Genomic DNA, 17,047 nt, shown 5'->3' with positions numbered 1-17,047 from the left:
CCCCGGGGGGGGGGGGGTGGGGGGGGTAGTTCGGCGCTCTGTGGTATGGTGGGTGGTCGTTTTTACCGCGCCCCGGGGTGGGGGGGGGCCGGGGCGGGGGGGCGTCCTCTCCTACCCCCCGCCCCCCCGGCGGTGTGGCGGCGGGTGCGGCGGTAGGCGCGGTCCGCGGCGGCGCCGCGCCCACCGCACCCGTCAGTACGGGAGGTCCGGGGTGCGGCCGGCCCAGGGGCGGACGGCTTCGAGCTGGGCGGCGACCTGGAGGACGGTCGTCTCCTCGTGTTCCCGGCCCACCAGCTGGACGGCGAGGGGCAGTCCGTCCGAGCCGAAGCCGGCCGGGACGGAGGCGGCGGGGTGACCGGTGACGTTCCACAGGGCGGTGTAGGCGATCATCGGGAGGGAGCGGAGCATGGCGGCGGTGGTGCCGGCGCCGTCGAGGGCGCCGACCTTCCGGGGCCGGGCCGCCAGGGTCGGCGTGAGCAGCAGGTCGGCTCCGGCGAAGCAGCGGCCGGCGCGCTCCGCCATCCGCTCCCCCGCGCGGACGGCCCGTTCCACCGCGGCCTCCGGTGCCAGCCGGGCGAGCCGCAGCGTCCGGCGGGTGCGCAGCTCCAGCAGGTCGGGCCGTTCCACGGTCGCCGCTTCGGCGCGGACGCCCCCGCAGAACTGCGGCAGGAACGCCGCCGTGGTGTCGGGGTAGCGGGGGTCGGCCTCCCGTACGTCGTGGCCCAGTTCGCGCAGGATCCGTACCGTGTCGTCGAGGGCGGCGACGTGTTCGGGGTGGGGGCGCACGCCGGGCACGGCGGGTTCGGCGGAGTAGGCGATGCGCAGCCGGCCGGGTTCCGTGGACGCCGCGTGGACGAAGCTCGTGCGGGCGGGTCGTGCCGTCCAGCGGTCCCCGTCGGCCGGGCCGCTGAGGACGTCGTAGAGCAGGGCGCTGTCCAGCACCGTGCGGGTGAGCGGTCCGATCGTGCCGAGGGCGTACCAGAGGTGTGGGTGCGGGGCGGTGGGGACGCGGCCGCGCTGCGGTTTGAGGCCGAACAGGCCGCAGCAGGCGGCCGGGATCCGGATCGAACCGCCGCCGTCCCCGCCGAGCGCGGCGCCCGCGAGACCCGCGGCGACGGCGGCGGCGCTGCCCCCGCTGGAGCCGCCGGTGGTGCGGGTGGTGTTCCAGGGGTTGCGGGCGTAGCCGTGGGCGGCCGACTCCGTGAACGGCCACTGGCCGAACTCGGGCATGGTGGTCTTGCCGATGATCACCGCTCCGGCGTCCCGGAGCCGGCGGACGGCCTCGGAGTCGTGCGGGACCGGCGTCAGGTTGGCGGCGCCCCCGAAGGTCGTCACCTCCCCGGCGACGTCCAGCTCGTCCTTGACGGCGACCGGCACGCCGAGCAGCGGCCCGTCCGCGCCGGGCCCGCCCGCCGCGAGGGCCGCGTCGCGGGCGTCGGCCTCGGCCAGCGCCCGCTCCGCGAGCAGGACGCGGAAGGCGCCGAGGCGGTGGTCCAGCCGTTCGGCGCGGTGCAGGGCGGCCTCCACGAGCCGGCGCGCCGACACCTTGCCGGCGCGCACGAGTTCGGCCTGCCGGGCGGCTCCCAGGTACACGAGCTCACGGTCGTCCATCGACGTCCCCTCTCCCCTCGGTGGTGGTCACGGAACGTGCCACGCGGAACCCGACGTCCTCGACCCGGAAGCTCGGGTGGCTCCGGCGCCGGGCGGAGGCCCGGCAGCTCCAGTGCTCGTCGAACCAGCCGCCGCCGCGCAGCACCCGGTAGCTGCCGTAGGCCTCGGCGTCGTAGACGTCCCAGCACCAGTTCCAGACGTTGCCGATCATGTCGTACAGGCCCCACGCGTTGGGGAGCCTGCCGCCGACCTCGTGCACGCGCTCCTGCGAGTTGGCGCGGTACCAGGCGATCTCGTCGAGGGGCCCGTAGTGCGGCCCGCTCGTGCCGGCGCGGCAGGCGTGCTCCCATTCGGCCTCGGTGGGCAGCCGGTAGCCGTCGGCGGACGCGTCGAGGTCGACGCCCTGGCCGTCGGCGTGGAAGCGGTGGGCCGGCGCGAGTCCCTCGCGTTCCGACAGGGCGTCGCAGAACCGGACGGCGTCCCACCACGACACGCTCTCGACGGGCAGCAGATCGCCCCGGGCGGTGCTGGGCCGCCGGCCGGTGACGTCCGCGTACAGCGCCTGGGTGACGGGGAGGGCCGCGATCCGGTACGGCGCGAGCTCCACCGTCCAGCTGCGCCGCGTCCGCCGGTCCGACAGGGTGACCCGTCCCGGCGGGACGGCGATCGTCTGCGGTCCCGCACTCGCGTCCATGAACAGGGGATCCTACGACACCAGTTCGGGGAACGGCCGGGCCCTACGGGTCGGCTTCGAGAGTGCGCGAGGCGCCGATCGGGAGGTCCCACAGGTCCTCGCGGGGCAGGCCGGCCCGGGCCCAGGCCGCCCGGGTGCGGTGCAGGGGCTCCATGACCGGCTCCGCCGAGAGGACGAAGGCGCCCCAGTGCATGGGGGGCATCCGGCGCGCGCCGAGGTCCGTGCAGGCCCGTACGGCTTCCTCGGGATCGGTGTGGACGTCACCGAGCCACCAGCGGGGGGCGTAGGCGCCGACCGGCAGGAGGGCGAGGTCGACGGCGGGGTGGCGGCGTCCGATCTCCGCGAACCAGTGCCCGTAGCCGGTGTCGCCCGCGAAGTAGACCTTCCGGCCGGTCCCCGTGTCGGTGAGCACCCAGCCGCCCCACAGGGTCCGGCAGGTGTCGAAGGGGGTCCGCTTCGACCAGTGGTGGGCCGGTACGAAGTCGAAGCGGACGCCGCCCAGTTCGGCGGACTCCCACCAGTCGAGCTCGGTGACCCGGGTGAAGCCCCGGCGGCGGCACCAGCGGGCCAGTCCGGCCGGGACGAACAGGGGGGTGTGGCGGGGCAGCCGCTTGAGGGTGGGGGCGTCGAGGTGGTCGTAGTGGTTGTGGCTGATCACCACCGCGTCCACGGGCGGCAGGTCCTCCCAGCGGACTCCGACGGGCGTCATCCGGGCGGGGGTGCCGAGGATCCGGCGGGACCAGACGGGGTCGGTGAGCACGGTCAGGCCGCCGGCGCGCACGACCCAGCTGGCGTGCCCGGCCCAGGTGACGCACACCGTCCCGGGGGGCGCGGGGGGCAGCGGGGCCGGGGCGCAGGGCAGGTCTGGGATCCCGCGGAGCCCCTCGGGGCCGGGCCGGAACGCCCCCTCACGGGCGAGGCGCGCGAAGGCCCGGACCCCGGGCAGCGGCGTCGTCAGCCGGTCCGCGAACGACCGCGGCCACACCCTGACTTCCCCGGGCGGCCGCGGGGCGGGGCGGCTGCCGCCGGGCGGGGGCGCGGCGGGCGGTACGGGGCGGGCCGCGGGGCCGGGGGTGGACGCGGCGGCGCGGTGCGCGGGGGCGCCGGTCTGGTCCCTCATCCGGAAGCCTCCGTTCAGCCGCGGTCAGTCGGCCAGCCCGGCGAGGACCGACCCGAGCAGGTCCAGCGCGCCCCGGACGTGCGACAGGGCCAGGGGATCCGGGGCGCCCAGCGCGGCCAGCCGCTCCCGCGCCGAGGCGCCCAGCAGCGGTCCGGTCGACAAACGGACGCGCAGCGCGCCCAGTTCGTCCGCGAACCGCTGGCCGCCGGGTGTCGGCGTGCCCAGCCGGGCGCCGAGCCAGTCCTCCAGTTCCATCGCGTCGCCCACGCCGTGCCGGGCCAGTCCGGCGCGCAGCGGCGTCAGGTCCGCGTACAGGTGCCGGCCGGCCTCCGGGGGCCGGGCGAGCGCCCCCGCGGCCAGCAGCCGCCGGTGCGCGGCGGCGGCCACCGTGCCGTGCAGGGCGGCCGCCGCGTAGGCCCGTCCGGCGACGGCGTCGGGTTCGTCCAGGGCGAGGGCGGCGGCCCCGGCGACCGGGCCGGCGATCAGGGCGCCGGTGGCGGTGAGGATGTCGAGGGTGCGGGCGCGCAGCCAGGTTCCGCGCGGGGTGCCCGGCAGGCGCAGCACCGCGGCGGGCCAGCCGCCGGGGAGCAGCGCGCCGGAGAGGTCGACGAGGACGGCGGCCTGGTCGGGGAGCATCTCGGCGGGGCTGAGGACGAGGGTGTCGTGGGGCCGGTGGACGGTGTCGCGCCAGCTCTCGTCGCTGACCACGAACAGTCCGGCGGACTCCGCCGCCTCGCAGGCCTCGCGGAGCATCTCGGGCGGCGGCACGGTACCGGTCGGGTCGTCGGCCACCGACAGCAGCAGGACGCGCGGGTCGCCGCCCTCGGCGCGGACCCTGCGCACGGTCTCCAGCAGGGCGTAGGGGTCGGGTACGCCGCCGCACTCGGCCGGGGTCGGCACGTGGTAGGCCCGCCGTCCCAGCAGTCGGACCTGCGGGGTCCACCAGGCGGGACAGGGCCGGGGCAGCATGACGTCGCCGCCGTAGGCGCCGAGCAGGGCCAGCAGCAGGGCGGGGGCGCCGGGTCCCGCGGCCACGTTCTCCGGGGCGGTGGCCAGCCCGCGCCGGGCCCAGTGCCGGCAGGCGGCCTCGCGTACGGGTTCGCCGCCGCCCGGGGGCTCGGGGGCGGCCCGGTCGGCGGCGTCGGCCAGGGCGGCGGTCAGCTCGGGCAGGACGGGCAGGCCCGGCTCGGGGGCGGGGGGACCGTACCGGACGGGCCCGCGCCCCTGGGCGGCCGGGCCCCACGCCCTGGCCCGGCCCAGTCCTTCCGTCGTCCCCTCGGCCATCCCCGCCACCGTGCCCGCCTCTCCGCTGCCACCACCGACCGACCCCTGCCCTTTATACGATTATTTGGGCGCATGTGCCCGTCAGCGCCTCCTGCCGTACCGAAGGCCTGCCCCGCCCTGGCGAGCCGCCCTCCCCCGCAACCGCTCCTCGCCACCCTGCCCCGCCACGCGGCTGCCGAATCCCCTTGCGGAACAAGGGTGGTGTCCACATTCCAAAACATAGGTCTCACATCCCGGGCGGATCACCTACGGTGATCACAACGCTTCGACGAGGAGGGGTTCCGCCATGACCGACGCCCACGACACTCACAGCAACCGCGACGCCCGCGCTGCCGCCGGCACGCCCCACGAGACGGCCGTCTACACCCACGGCCACCACGAGTCGGTCCTGCGCTCGCACCGCTGGCGCACCGCCGCCAACTCGGCGGCCTACCTGACCGGCCACCTGCGCGCGGGGATGCGGGTCCTGGACGTGGGCTGCGGCCCCGGCACCATCACCGCGGACCTGGCCGAACTGGTGGCCCCCGGCGGCCGGGTGACGGCCGTGGACGCGGCCCCGGACGTGATCGAGCAGGCCCGCGCCCACGCCGCGGAACGCGGACTGGGCGACGCCGTCGACTTCGGCACGGCGGACGTCCACGCCCTGGACTTCCCCGACGGATCCTTCGACGTGGTCCACGCCCACCAGGTGCTGCAACACGTCGGCGACCCGGTCCGGGCCCTGCGCGAGATGCGCCGGGTGTGCCGGCCGGGCGGGATCGTGGCCGTGCGCGACGCCGACTACGCGGCGATGACCTGGTACCCGGCGACGCCCGGCCTGGAGGAGTGGCTGAGCCTGTACCGGCGGGTGGCCCGCGCCAACGGGGGCGAGCCCGACGCCGGGCGCCGGCTGCTGTCGTGGGCCCGGGCGGCGGGCTTCACGGAGGTCGCCGCGTCCGCGACGTCCTGGTGCTACGCCACCGCCGACGAGGTCGCCTGGTGGTCCTCCCTGTGGGCGGACCGCACGACGGCCTCCGCGTACGCGGCCATCGCGACGGACGGCGGCCACGCCACCCGGGCCGGCCTGGACGCCATCGCCGACGCCTGGCACACCTGGGGCGCGGCGCCCGACGCCTGGTTCTCGGTCCTGAACGGCGAACTGGTCTGCCGCGCGTAGCAGCAACGCGTAGCAGCAACGCCTAGTGCCGTGGCCGGAAAGGTTTGCCGGGTCGCGGCGTCCGGTGCGGTGCATCTCAAGGCGGAGGGCCGCGGCTCGTACCGGACGTACCTCCGTGGTCCGACAACGCGGAGAGGTGCCGTGCCGGGCGTCGCGACCCGGTGGACCTTCCCGGCCACGGCACTAGCAGTAAAGGGCGCCGAGAGGGCGGCCCTACCGGCGGCGCCACCAGGACAGGACCAGGACGGACGCCGCGAGCACCAGGGCGGCGACGACGCGCAGGCCGAAGGACATCGCACCGGAGAAGTCCTGCGAGCCGTGGGCGGACAGGGCCGTGCCCAGGACGGCGACGCCCAGGGCACTGCCGATCTCCCGGGTGGCGCCGTTCAGGCCCGAGCCCAGCCCGGCCCGGTCCTGCGGCAGGGAGGTCATCACCGCGGCGGACAGGACGGGGACGCTCAGGCCCATGCCCACGGAGAGGACCACGAGGAAGAGGGCGTAGAGCGGATAGGGCGTCGAGGCGGTGGCGAAGGAGATCAGGAACAGCCCCGTGACGATCCCGGCGAGGCCCACGGCGACGACCGCGTCGCCGAACCGGGCGGCCAGGGCGATGCTGCGGCGGGAGGCGATCATCATGCCGAGGGCGAGGGGGGCGATGGCGCAGCCGGCGAGCAGCGGCGAGTACCCCTTGGCGTACTGGAGGTACTGGGCGTTGACGTAGAAGAGGGAGAACAGCCCGAAGAACGCGACGCCGACGCCGAGGGAACCGGCGCGCAGCCTGCGGCTGCGGAAGACGCGCGGGTCGATCAGCGGATGGGCCGTACGCAGGGAGCGCACCGCGAACAGCGCCAGCAGGACGGCCGACAGGGCGAGCGCGCCCAGCACCTGCAAGGAGGTCCAGCCCGACGAGGGGCCCTCGATGATGCCGTGGAGGAGGGTGCCGACGGCCGCGACGAGCAGGGCCGAGCCGACGGCGTCCAGGGTGGCGGGGCGGCGCTCGCCTCGCGGAGCGAAGCGGGCCGCCAGCAGGCCCAGTACGACGGCCGACGGTGCGACGGCGAGGAACAGGGCCTGCCACGGCAGGTACTGGAGGACGAGGCCGCCCCCGATGTTCCCGACGACGCCGGCGATGCCGGTCGCGGCCGTCCAGACGGCGACGGCCTCGGGGCGTCCGGAGGGTTCCGTCACCTCCAGCATCAGCGACAGGGTGGCCGGCATCACGAGGGCCGCCCCCGCGCCGGTGACGGCCCGGCCGGCGATCAGGACGGCGACGCCCGGGGCCGCCGCGGACAGCAGGGCGCCGGCGGCGACCAGGGCCAGGCCCGTCAGCAGGGCGCCCTTGCGTCCGTAGCGGTCGCCGACCGCGCCCGCGGGTATCAGCAGGCAGCCGAACACCAGCACGTACGTGTCGACGATCCACAGCATCTGCCCGGCGGACGGATCGAGCGGGCTCGCCGCCAGCTTCGGGATCGCGAGGTTGACCGCCGCCACGAGGGACACCACCAGCACGGAACACGCGGCCATCACCGCGTACACGGCGCGGCGGCCGACGGGACGCGGCGCGCGGCGCTCTTCAACCAGGGTCATTTCAGGGATCTTTCGTCCGAGGGAGAGTGACGGGGCCGGCCGTGCTGCCACGGTAGGCTCGCACCGGACTTGCCTTCAAATGCAACCTTGCGAAGAGATAAGTGCACCGCATGCAATGGGACCTGAACCTGCTGATCGCCCTGGACGCCCTGCTCGAAGAGGGCAGCGTCGGCGGCGCCGCCGACCGGCTCAACCTGTCGTCCCCGGCGATGAGCCGGACCCTCGCCCGGATCCGGCGCGCCCTCGGCGATCCGGTGCTGGTCCGTTCCGGTCGGGTCATGGTGCCCACCCCGCGCGCACTGGCCGTCCGGGCCGAGGTCCACGAGCTGGTCTCCCGCGCCCGCGCCGTCCTCACCCCGGCCGGGGAGATCGACCCGGCCGGGCTGGAGCGGGTCTTCACCGTCCAGGCGGACGAGTCCCTGGTCGTCCGGCTCGGCGCGCCGCTGCTGACCCGCGTCCGGGCCGAGGCTCCGGGCGTGTCCCTGCGGTTCCTCGGCGAGGGCCCACAGGACGTGCGGTACCTCCGCGAGGGCCTGGCCGACCTGGAACTCGGCAACATCGCCGACCCGAGTCCGGAGACCCGGATCGAACCGCTCCTGACGGACCGCTTCGTGGGCGTGGCCCGCGCCGGCCACCCCCTGCTGGACGACGCCGTCACCGTCGCCAGGTTCGCCGCCGCCGACCACCTCAACTACTCGCGCCGGGGCCGGTTCGCCGGACCGATCGACACGGCCCTGGCCGGACAGGGCCGTACGCGCCGGGTCGTGGCCGTCTACCCGACGTTCGCCTCGGCCCTGCTGGCCCTGCTCGACACCGACCTCGTCGGCATCCTCGGCGACCGCGTCCACTCGGCGACGGCCCGCCGTTTCGGCCTGGCCACCTTCCCGATCCCGCTCGACCTGCCGGCCCTGGAACTCTCCCTCGCCTGGCACCCCCGGTACGCCGCCGACCCCGCCCACACCTGGCTGCGCGGCCTGGTGGCCGAGGTGGTCCGGGAGGAACTGGGCTAGTGAGTGCCGTCGGCGTCCCGTCCGCCGGGCGGGCGCATGCGGAAGTCGTACGCGGGCGGCAGCGCGGCGTCCGAGAGGGCCGCCCAGACCTCGGACAGGACCTCCTCCCCCTCGCGGAGGTCGGCGAGTTCGAAGCCGTCCTCGAAGAGCCGCCGGGCCGCGCCCACGTGTCCCTCGGCGGCCAGCAGCCGGGCGGCGAGCAGCCGGAACCGGCCCTGCTCGCGCGATGCCGGCCGGAGCCGCTCCCACACCTCCCGTGCGGCGGCGGGCCGGCCCGCGGCGAGCAGTGCGGTCATCGCCTCCCGGCCCAGCGCGGATTCGGCGGCGGTCCAGTGCTCGCCGCCGCGGCTCTCCTCGGCGAGGTCCGCGAAGGCCTCGGCGTACCGGTCGGCGGCCCGGGCCGGGTCGCCGGCCAGCGCGTCGGCCACCGCGAGGCAGCGCAGCAGGGGCCAGCGGGAGGGGGCCAGGGACAGGCCGCGCTCCCAGCTCCGTACGGCCTGGGCGGTGTCGCCGGCGTGCCACTGGGCCACGCCCAGGTGGTACTCGGTCAGCGGGTCGGCGGGGGCCGTCTCCAGCATGTCCCGCCAGTGCGCGGCGACCAGGGCCTCGCCGGGCGGGGCCGCCTTGCGCGGCGCGGGCAGGACCCCGGTGCGCCACAGCGTCAGCCAGGGTTCCTGGGCCGGGCCGAGGGTGGATTCCTCGAAGGGGGTGCCCGGCAGGTCGAAGCCCCCGCACAGCACCTCCAGCGCGCCCCAGCCGGAGCCGGTGGCCAGCCGCTCCCCCGGCGCGGTGTCGGCGCAGCCCCGCCAGGCCTTGTGCGCGGTGTCGAGCGCCTCGGCGGGCAGGACGGCGTCGAGGGCTTCGGTGGCCGCGCCCCGGGCGTCGGCCCAGGCGGGGCCGTGCACCCGCGCGGGGTCGGCGCTCAGCGGCCCGTACGCCTCCAGCCAGCTGAACTCGGCTCCGGGTTCGAGGCGTACGTGCTCCAGCTGGGTCCGGGCCAGCCCGGCCTGGATCTCGGCGTAGCCGCCGGTGCCGGGCTCGGTCAGCCATTCCTGCCAGCGGCGGCCGCCCGCGCCGGCGCCCCACACGAACAGCTTGCGGCCGCGCAGCCGGGCCGTGGAGGCCTGTACGAGGCCGTGCCCGTCGGCGTCGAGGGAGGCGATCCAGGGCCGGCCCGCGTCGGCGTCGCGGACCTCGTAGAAGAAGTCCGCCGGGTAGGTGCTGCGCGTCGGGTAGGTGCGGTCCCCGCCCTCCCATTCGGGGACGGGGATCCGGCGCAGGGAGCGCTCGTACCCGAAGTGCCAGGCCTCGTCGGCGGGGGCGAGGACGCGGGTGCCCGGGCCTTCCGGGACGGCGGTGTTGGACCACCAGTACACGGGCGCGGGCCGCTCGTGCGGGTTGCGGACGCGGACGCCGACGTGGAGGAACTCCGAGTCGGCGGGCAGCCACAGGTCCACCTGGAACGGCAGGTCGCGCAGCCGCTCCCACTCCCACAGCCGTACCATCACGCCCCCGTCGGGCGCGGGAACGAGCGCGGCGTGCAACGGGGCGCAGGACAGGGCGGTGTGTCCGGTGGCGCCGATGTTCCATTCGATGCCGCCGGCGAACCAGGCGCCGTTGAGGGCGAAGTTGGCGGGCTGGAACACCGGGTTGCGGTAGAGCAGTTCGCGGCCGGTCGGCAGGTGGACGAGGGAGTGGATCCGCCCGCCGAGCGCGGGCAGCACGGTGACGCGCAGCAGGCCGTTCTCGATGACGACCGCGTCGAACTCCCGCTCCGCGCGCTCGCGTCCGTACCCGTCACGGATCGGGACGGGCAGCAGCGAGCGCAGCGGCTCGTACCCGATCTGGCGGGCCATGTCGCGCGGCAGCCCGTGACGCGCGCGCTCGTCCAGCGCGTGCACCCCGTCGGGTGCGCGCAGGGCGGGCAGGGGGTTGTCGGGACCCAACGGGGCTGCGGGAAGGGTCAGCAGGGCACGTCGGACGGTGGTGGCCATGAAGGAATGGAACACGCCACCGCGGCCGGTGCACAGGGGTTCCGCGGATCACCACCGGTCAGGATTACGCAAAGGCGTCCGCGACCAGGTCGGCGAGGAGGGCGCCCGCACTCCCGTCCGGATCCAGGTCCGGGTCGTAGACGGTGACGTTGAGCCCGACGCAGCGCGGCGACCCGACCAGCACGGCCAGCAGTGCGGCGAGTTCCCCGGGACGGAGTCCGCCGGGCTCCTGGCTGTCCACGGCGGGCATGACGGACGGGTCCAGGACGTCGGCGTCCAGGTGGATCCAGAAGCCGGCCGTCGCCGGCGGGTGCAGGCCCTCCAGCGCGGCCCGGGCGACCGTTCCGGCGCCGTGGGCGCGGATGTCCCCGACGGTGGCGGTGGTGATCCCGGCGCCGCGCAGTTCGGGGAGGTCCGCGTCGCCGTCACGGAGCCCGAAGAGGCGTACGTCCTCGTCGCGCAGGTACGGCCCGAGTCCCTCCAGGCCGGTCAGGTCGCTCTGGCCGCGCCCGGTGGCCAGGGCGAGTTCCTCGCCGGCGGCGGCGCCGACGGGTCCGTTGACGGCCTCGTTGCCGGGGTGGCGGAAGTCGGCGGAGCCGTCGATCGCGGCGAGTCCGTAGCGGCCGATGCGGCGCATGGCGAGCGCGGCGCCGAGCTGGATCGAGCAGTCCCCGCCGAGGACCACGGGGAACTCCCCGGCCCGCAGGTGCTTCTCGATCCGGTCGGCGAGGGTCACGGTGTACCGGGCGAGGGCGGCGGCGTGGAAGACGCCGTCGCCCTCCCGCCAGTCGCCCCGGTCGTAGCGGGGCGGGACGACGACCCCGCCCTCGCGGGCGCCGAGCCGGTGCAGCAGTCCCTGTTCGCGCAGGGCGCCGGCCAGTTTGTACACGCCGGGTACGGTGCCGGGCGCGGGCGGCCGCAGGCCGAGGTTGGACGGGGCGTCGAGGAGCACGAGGGTTCTCATGGCCTCATCCTGGGCGATCGGCTCCCTCCGGGGCGGGCATTTCGGCGGTCAGGGCCCAGCGCTCGTGGTCGCGCCAGGCGCCGTCGACGTAGAGGAAGTCCGGGGAGAACCCCTCCAGCCGGAAGCCGCGGCCGCGCACCAGAGCGAGGGAGGCCGTGTTGCCCGGCTGGACGTTCGCCTCCAGGCGGTGCAGGCCGAGACCGCCGCCGTCCGCCGGGGCGAACGCGTGGGCGGTGACCAGGGCGAGGGCCTCGCCCATCAGCCCGCGCCCGGCGGCGTGGGCGAAGGCCCCGTAGCCGAGGGCGCCGCACCGGAAGGCGCCGTGGACGATGTTGTTGACGTTGACGAAACCGGCGATGGCCCCCGTGGCGAGTTCGCAGACGAGGAACCCGGCGCGGCCCGCGTCCCCCGCGAGGCGGGCCACGTAGGGCTCGTACTCCTCGACGGTGACGGGCGGGAACAGCCACGGCCGGTGGAGGTCGCGGCTCTCGTGCGCGCGGGCCGCGAACTCGGGCCCGTCGGACTGCCGGAAGGGCCGCAGACCCACCCGCGCGCCCTGGACTGTGTAGGACGGATATTCCATCGTCCCAGGCTAGGGGGCGTGACAGCATCCTGGTTGTGATCACCACTCAGAACCCTCCGGACCTCCTTCGCGCGGCCGCGCGCAACAACGCCGACTGGTGCGACGCGGTCTGCCGGACGCACGGGGCGGCCGGGGTGTTCGGTCCGGACGCCTGGACCACCGCCGTACGCACCCCGCCCCTGTACCCCGACGCGGTGTCCCTGACCCCGTCCGCCCCGGTCGCCGGTGTGCTCGGCGGGATCGACACCGGCTCGCCCGGCTGTTCGGTGAAGGACAGCTTCGCCTCGCTCGATCTGGGCCCGGCCGGCTTCGAGGTCCTGTTCGAGGCGCAGTGGATCCACCGCCCGGCGGGACCCGCGCCCGTCGGCAGCGGCGGCGCCGGCCCGCGGTGGTCGCGGGTCTCCGGCCCCGGGGAACTGGCGGACTGGGAGGCCGCATGGGCCGGGGAGGAGGCGTCCGGTCTGTTCCGGCCCGGGCTGCTGTCCCCGGACGTCGTCTTCCTGGCGGGCCGCTCCGGGGGCCGGATCGTCGCCGGAGCCGTGCTCAGTACGGGCGGCGGGGTGGCCGGGGTGTCCAACCTGTTCGCCCCGGACGCGGCCGGCACGGACTCCGCGTGGGCGGCCGCGGTCACCACGGCCTCCGGGCTGTGGCCGGCGCTGCCCCTCGTGGGCTACGAACACGGCGAGGACCTCGACGCCGCCGTCCGCGCCGGATTCGCCCCGGTCGGACCGCTCCGGGTCTGGCTGCACACGGCCTGAGCGGCCGCCGCGGTGCCCGGCGCCACCGCTTGCGGCGGCGGGCCGGGCAGGCCCCGCACACCCCGGGGGTCAGCCGTGCAGGGCCAGACGGGGGACGTCGTCCCGGTCGATCCCGAAGACCTGCACGTACAGGGACAGTTCGGCCTCCAGGGCCGCGGCCATGGTCTCCGCGCGCCGGAAGCCGTGGCCCTCGCCCTCGAAGGTGACGTACGCGTGGGGCACTCCCCGCCCGCGCAGCGCGGCGAGCAGCCGTTCGGCCTGGGCGGGCGGGCAGACCGGGTCGTCCAGGCCCTGGAGCAGCAGGAACGGGGCGGTGATCCGGTCGGCGCGGGACACCGGGGAGCGTTCGCGGCAGCGCAGCGCCAGGGTCTGCGGCGGTCCGGCCAGCCCGTCGGTGTAGTGCGATTCCAGGTCGTGGGTCTCGGCGGCGAAGCCCCGCAGGTCCAGTACCGGGTAGCTGATCGCCGCGCAGGCGTAGAGGTCGGTGGCGGCCAGGGAGGCGGCCGCGGTCCAGCCGCCGGCGCTGCCGCCGCGGATGGCGAGCCGGCCGGGGTCGGCGGTTCCCTCGGCGGCCAGGGCGCGGGCGACGGCCGCGCAGTCCTCGACGTCGACCACCCCCCACTGTTCGCGCAGCCGCTCGCGGTAGGCGCGGCCGTATCCGGTGGACCCGCCGTAGTTGACCTCCACGACGCCGATGCCGCGCGAGGTGAAGTAGGCGATGTGGAGGTCCAGTACGGGCGGCACGTGGTCGGTGGGGCCGCCGTGCGCCCACACCACGTACGGGGGCGGTTCGGCGGCCGGGGCCCGTACGGCGGGGTGGTGCGGCGGGTAGACGTGGGCGTGGATGTCCCGGCCGCCCGGGCCGGGGAAGGTCCTGCTCTGCGGCTCCGGATAGTGGGCGGGGTCCACCGGGTCGGCTGCGCGGGCCCCGACGACGCGGGCGTGGCCCGTCGCGGTGTCCAGTTCGACGACCTCGTAGGCGCTGCGCGGGCTCGCCGCGACCCCGTAGACGCGGGTGCCGACGACGGCCAGGGTCGGCTGCCAGGCCGTCCAGGGCCCGGCGGCGTCGACGAGGTCGCCGCTGTCCGGGTCGAGGACGCCGAGGACCGCGGCGCCCCGGCCGTGCAGGACGGCGAGGAGCCCGCCCCCGGAGCCCTCGGCCCGGGATCCGGACAGCGGGGCCAGCCAGCTCAGCCCCGGCTTCCACAGCGCCCCGCCGAACTCCTCCTCCCGGGGGCACAGGTTGACCGCCCCGCCGCCCCCGGTGTCGACGCGGTACGGGTTCCACCAGCCGCTGCGGTCGCTGACCGCGAGCAGGGTCCCGTCGGCCGCCCACGCCACCTGGGCCACCGCTTCGGCGGGCCCGCCGAGGACGGTGCGGGGGGCGGTGAGGGTGCCCTCCGGGGTGACGTCGGCCAGCTGGAGTTCGGTGCCGTCCCAGGGCATCCGGGGGTGGTCCCAGACCAGCCAGGCCGCGCTCCGTCCGTCGGGGGACAGCCGGGGCCCGGTCCGGAAGCGGTGCCGGTCGTCGGTGAGCTCCCGTACGGCGCTCCGGTCCTCGGCGGCCGATCCGTCCAGCGGTACGGCGGCGGTCACCCGGCGCACGTCGCCCGGTCCGGGGCCGGTGAACTCCTCCAGCACGCACCACACCTCGGTGCCGCGCAGCACCGGGTCGGCCCAGCGCAGGCCGCCGCCGACCTGGGAGAGCGGGGTCAGGGGGCGGGGTCCGGGGCTGCCGGGCGCGTCGGGTTCGTACGCGTACATCCGCTGGTCGGCGTGGTGGACGAACACCACGAGCGGGCCCCCGGCGGGCCGTTCGGCGCCCGCCCAGGGCAGGCCCCCGTACTCGGTGAGGCGGCTGCGCACGTTCCACGGGGCGGGCAGTACGGAACGCGCGGCGCGCCCGTCGGCGGGCCGGCGCACGAGGGTGCGGCGGCCGCCCTCCCGGGGGCGGGGCTCGGTCCACCACACCTCGGCGCCCACCGTGCCCAGGTACTCGGGGCGGCCGTCGTGGGAGGCGGCGAGCGCGGCGTCGATCGGGGAGGGCCAGCTGCCGTAGGGCCGGTCCGGGCCGGGGGCCGCGGTCCCCGGGTCGCCGTTCACAGGGCGCGCAGGGCGCGGTCGAGGACGCGGACGCCGAAGTGCAGGGCGTCGACCGGGACCCGTTCGTCGACGCCGTGGAAGAGGGACCAGTAGTCGAAGCCCGGGGGCAGCTTGAGCGGGGAGTAGCCGTAGCCGGTGATGCCGAGCCGGGAGAACTGTTTGGCGTCGGTGCCGCCGGCCATGCAGAAGGGGACGACGTGGCCGTCGGGGTCGAAGTGCTCGACGCTCTCGCGCAGGACGGCGAAGGTGCGCCCGTCCACGGGGGCTTCGAGGGCGACCTCCCGGTGGTGGAACTCCCAGTGCACGTCGGGGCCGGTGAGCGCGTGGAGGGTGGCGGTGAACTCCGCTTCCCCGCCGGGCAGCATCCGGCCGTCGACGTAGGCCGTGGCGTGGCCGGGGATGACGTTCAGTTTGTAACCGGCGTTCATCATGGTCGGGTTGGTGCTGTTGCGGACGGTGGCTTCCACGAGGGCGGCGGCCGGGCCGAGCTTGGGCAGGACCGCGTCGAGGTCGAAGTCGGGGGCGCGCGGGTCGACCGACAGGCCCTGCCGGGCGGCGAGTTCGGTGATGCAGGCGACGACGGTGTCGGTGAGCCGGACCGGCCAGTCGTACGCGCCGATCCGGGCGACGGCGGCGGCGAGGCGGCTGACGGCGTTGGCCCGGTTCGGTTTGGAGCCGTGCCCGGTGGTGCCGTGGGCGGTGAGTTTCAGCCAGGCGGTGCCGCGTTCACCGGCGGCGACGGGGTAGAGGGGGCCGCCGCGTCCGGTGTGCACCGTGAAGGCACCGGATTCGCCGAGGCCCTCCGTACAGCCCTCGAAGAGGTGCGGGTGGTGGTCGGCGAGGAAGCCGGACCCGTCGACGGCGCTGTCCTCCTCGTCTGCGGTGAAGGCGATCACGACGTCCCGGCGCGGCCGGACGCCCGCGCGCGCCCAGGCCCGTACGAGGGCCAGCACCATCGCGTCGGTGTTCTTCATGTCGACGGCGCCCCGGCCCCAGACCACCCCGTCCCTGACCTCGCCGGAGAAGGGGTCCACGGTCCAGTCGGCGGCCTCGGCGGGGACCACGTCGAGGTGGCCGTGGACGAGGAGCGCGTCGGCGGTCGGGTCGGTGCCGGCGATGCGGGCCACCACGTTGGTGCGGCCGGGGGTGCGTTCCAGCAGGACGGGCTCCAGCCCGGCTCCGGCCAGCCGCTCGGCGACGTACTCGGCGGCGGGCCGCTCCCGGCAGTCACCGCCGCCGCGGTTGCTGGTGTCCATCCGGATCAGCGCGGAGGTGAACTCGACCACCTCGTCGAACGCCGTTCCGTCCAGTGCTGTGCTGTCCTCCGTCACCGGGTGCATGTCAGCCATACTGCTCCTCCACGGCCGCCGAGACGACCGTCGTGACCGCCTTGAAGGTCCGGATCCCCTCGTACATGGTCCCGCTGGTGTACGCGATCCGGCGTTCGCCCGAACGTTCGACGCCGGGAACCACGGTGGCGGCCAGTGACAGGTGCGTCGCGTCGAACTCGACCTCGACCGTGAAGGGGCCGCCGCGCACCGGCTCGTGCCGGACGGCGAGCTTCGCGGCCCCGGTGGCGGCGGCCCGGATGTCGGCGGCGGTGCGGGCGGGGGTGCGGCACACGGCCGCGTAGCGCGACACGTGGTCCTTCACGGCGACCGTGCGCGCGTCCGGGGCGTAGCCGGCGGCGTCGCGGCAGGTCAGGTCGTCGCCGGTGACGAGGACGACGGGGACCCCGTACTCGGCGACGACGTGGGCGTTGAGCAGACCCTCGCTGGCGCGCAGACCGTTCAGCCAGACCCCGGTGATGGAGTTGGCGAGGTAGGTGTGGGCGAGGACGCCCTCGGTTCCGGCGCCGGTGTGGTAGCCGACGAAGGCGATGCCGTCGACGTCGCCGTGCTGGACGCCCTCGACCATGGAGAGGGTCTTGTGGCGGCCGGTGAGGAGTTCGGCGCGGGCGTCGAGCTTCTCCAGCAGCAGGTTGCGCATCGTCCAGTGGGCCTCGTTGACGAGGACCCGGTCGGCGCCGCCGTCGTAGAAGCCGAGCACGGCGGCGTTCACGTCGGAGGTGAACAGGGCGCGGCAGCGTTCCCACGGGGACGTGCCGGGCAGGACGTCCTCGGGCCAGGTGACGCCGGTGGCGCCCTCCATGTCGGCGGAGATGAGGATCTTCATCGGGCCCC

At 75.9% G+C, this 17,047-nt stretch carries 14 protein-coding genes; 3 read left to right on the top strand and 11 right to left on the bottom strand.

What is annotated here, in order from left to right; genetic code table 11:
• Positions 1 to 192: 192 nt before the first annotated feature.
• From ABZZ17_RS31435 to ABZZ17_RS31420, 4 genes are read right to left on the bottom strand one after another with little or no spacing between them, the layout of a single operon-like run.
• Entirely contained in the window at positions 193 to 1,611 is a 1,419-nt protein-coding gene (locus ABZZ17_RS31435) for an amidase (protein WP_356881098.1), read from the bottom strand.
• On the bottom strand, positions 1,598 to 2,305 hold the full coding sequence (locus ABZZ17_RS31430; RefSeq protein ID WP_356881096.1) for a formylglycine-generating enzyme family protein: 708 nt from the start codon (positions 2,303 to 2,305) through the stop codon (positions 1,598 to 1,600). Before ABZZ17_RS31430 ends, ABZZ17_RS31435 begins: the two co-directional genes overlap by 14 nt.
• Before the next feature lie 43 nt (positions 2,306 to 2,348).
• Positions 2,349 to 3,425, bottom strand: a complete 1,077-nt coding sequence (locus tag ABZZ17_RS31425; protein ID WP_356881094.1) for an MBL fold metallo-hydrolase — start codon at positions 3,423 to 3,425, stop codon at positions 2,349 to 2,351.
• A 24-nt stretch (positions 3,426 to 3,449) separates the two neighbouring features.
• The gene (locus tag ABZZ17_RS31420) at positions 3,450 to 4,709 is read right to left on the bottom strand and encodes an aminotransferase class I/II-fold pyridoxal phosphate-dependent enzyme (RefSeq protein WP_356881092.1); all 1,260 of its coding nucleotides are present in this window, start codon (positions 4,707 to 4,709) and stop codon (positions 3,450 to 3,452) included.
• A 286-nt stretch (positions 4,710 to 4,995) separates the two neighbouring features.
• Between ABZZ17_RS31420 and ABZZ17_RS31415 the strand changes: the two genes are divergently transcribed.
• Positions 4,996 to 5,865 carry a methyltransferase domain-containing protein gene (locus tag ABZZ17_RS31415; protein ID WP_356881090.1) on the top strand — a complete coding sequence of 290 codons (870 nt, stop codon included), beginning with the start codon at positions 4,996 to 4,998 and terminating at the stop codon, positions 5,863 to 5,865.
• 213 nt (positions 5,866 to 6,078) lie between these two features.
• On the opposite strand, the gene ABZZ17_RS31410 is transcribed toward ABZZ17_RS31415, so the two are convergent.
• Entirely contained in the window at positions 6,079 to 7,452 is a 1,374-nt protein-coding gene (locus tag ABZZ17_RS31410) for an MFS transporter (RefSeq protein ID WP_356881088.1), read from the bottom strand.
• A 110-nt stretch (positions 7,453 to 7,562) separates the two neighbouring features.
• Between ABZZ17_RS31410 and ABZZ17_RS31405 the strand changes: the two genes are divergently transcribed.
• On the top strand, positions 7,563 to 8,462 hold the full coding sequence (locus ABZZ17_RS31405) for a LysR family transcriptional regulator (protein WP_356881086.1): 900 nt from the start codon (positions 7,563 to 7,565) through the stop codon (positions 8,460 to 8,462).
• Here the strand turns inward: ABZZ17_RS31405 and ABZZ17_RS31400 are convergent.
• The 3 genes from ABZZ17_RS31400 to ABZZ17_RS31390 all read right to left on the bottom strand — a co-directional run bounded on the left by ABZZ17_RS31400 (position 8,459) and on the right by ABZZ17_RS31390 (position 12,003).
• On the bottom strand, positions 8,459 to 10,456 hold the full coding sequence (locus tag ABZZ17_RS31400) for a DUF5107 domain-containing protein (RefSeq protein WP_356881084.1): 1,998 nt from the start codon (positions 10,454 to 10,456) through the stop codon (positions 8,459 to 8,461). The genes ABZZ17_RS31405 and ABZZ17_RS31400 overlap by 4 nt on opposite strands.
• 64 nt (positions 10,457 to 10,520) lie before the next feature.
• On the bottom strand, positions 10,521 to 11,420 hold the full coding sequence (locus tag ABZZ17_RS31395; RefSeq protein WP_356881082.1) for an arginase family protein: 900 nt from the start codon (positions 11,418 to 11,420) through the stop codon (positions 10,521 to 10,523).
• A gap of 4 nt (positions 11,421 to 11,424) precedes the next feature.
• The gene (locus ABZZ17_RS31390; RefSeq protein ID WP_356881080.1) at positions 11,425 to 12,003 is read right to left on the bottom strand and encodes a GNAT family protein; all 579 of its coding nucleotides are present in this window, start codon (positions 12,001 to 12,003) and stop codon (positions 11,425 to 11,427) included.
• Positions 12,004 to 12,038: 35 nt separating this feature from the next.
• Here ABZZ17_RS31390 and ABZZ17_RS31385 point away from each other — a divergent pair, with 35 nt between their 5' ends.
• Positions 12,039 to 12,761, top strand: coding sequence for a hypothetical protein (locus ABZZ17_RS31385; RefSeq protein ID WP_356881078.1), 723 nt, complete (start codon positions 12,039 to 12,041; stop codon positions 12,759 to 12,761).
• Positions 12,762 to 12,830: 69 nt separating this feature from the next.
• On the opposite strand, the gene ABZZ17_RS31380 is transcribed toward ABZZ17_RS31385, so the two are convergent.
• Genes ABZZ17_RS31380 through ABZZ17_RS31370 form a run of 3 tightly spaced genes read right to left on the bottom strand, consistent with a single transcriptional unit; the run spans position 12,831 to position 17,039 of the window.
• Complete coding sequence (locus ABZZ17_RS31380) at positions 12,831 to 14,864, bottom strand: prolyl oligopeptidase family serine peptidase (protein WP_356881076.1); 2,034 nt, start codon at positions 14,862 to 14,864, stop codon at positions 12,831 to 12,833.
• On the bottom strand, positions 14,861 to 16,213 hold the full coding sequence (locus tag ABZZ17_RS31375; protein ID WP_356881074.1) for a M20/M25/M40 family metallo-hydrolase: 1,353 nt from the start codon (positions 16,211 to 16,213) through the stop codon (positions 14,861 to 14,863). Before ABZZ17_RS31375 ends, ABZZ17_RS31380 begins: the two co-directional genes overlap by 4 nt.
• Positions 16,206 to 17,039, bottom strand: coding sequence for a M55 family metallopeptidase (locus tag ABZZ17_RS31370; RefSeq protein WP_356881072.1), 834 nt, complete (start codon positions 17,037 to 17,039; stop codon positions 16,206 to 16,208). Before ABZZ17_RS31370 ends, ABZZ17_RS31375 begins: the two co-directional genes overlap by 8 nt.
• Positions 17,040 to 17,047 lie beyond the last annotated feature (8 nt).

This window comes from Streptomyces sp. NPDC006512 (assembly GCF_040611935.1).
Taxonomy (GTDB): Bacteria; Actinomycetota; Actinomycetes; order Streptomycetales; family Streptomycetaceae; genus Streptomyces.
This window is presented reverse-complemented; position numbering and strand designations above follow the sequence as displayed.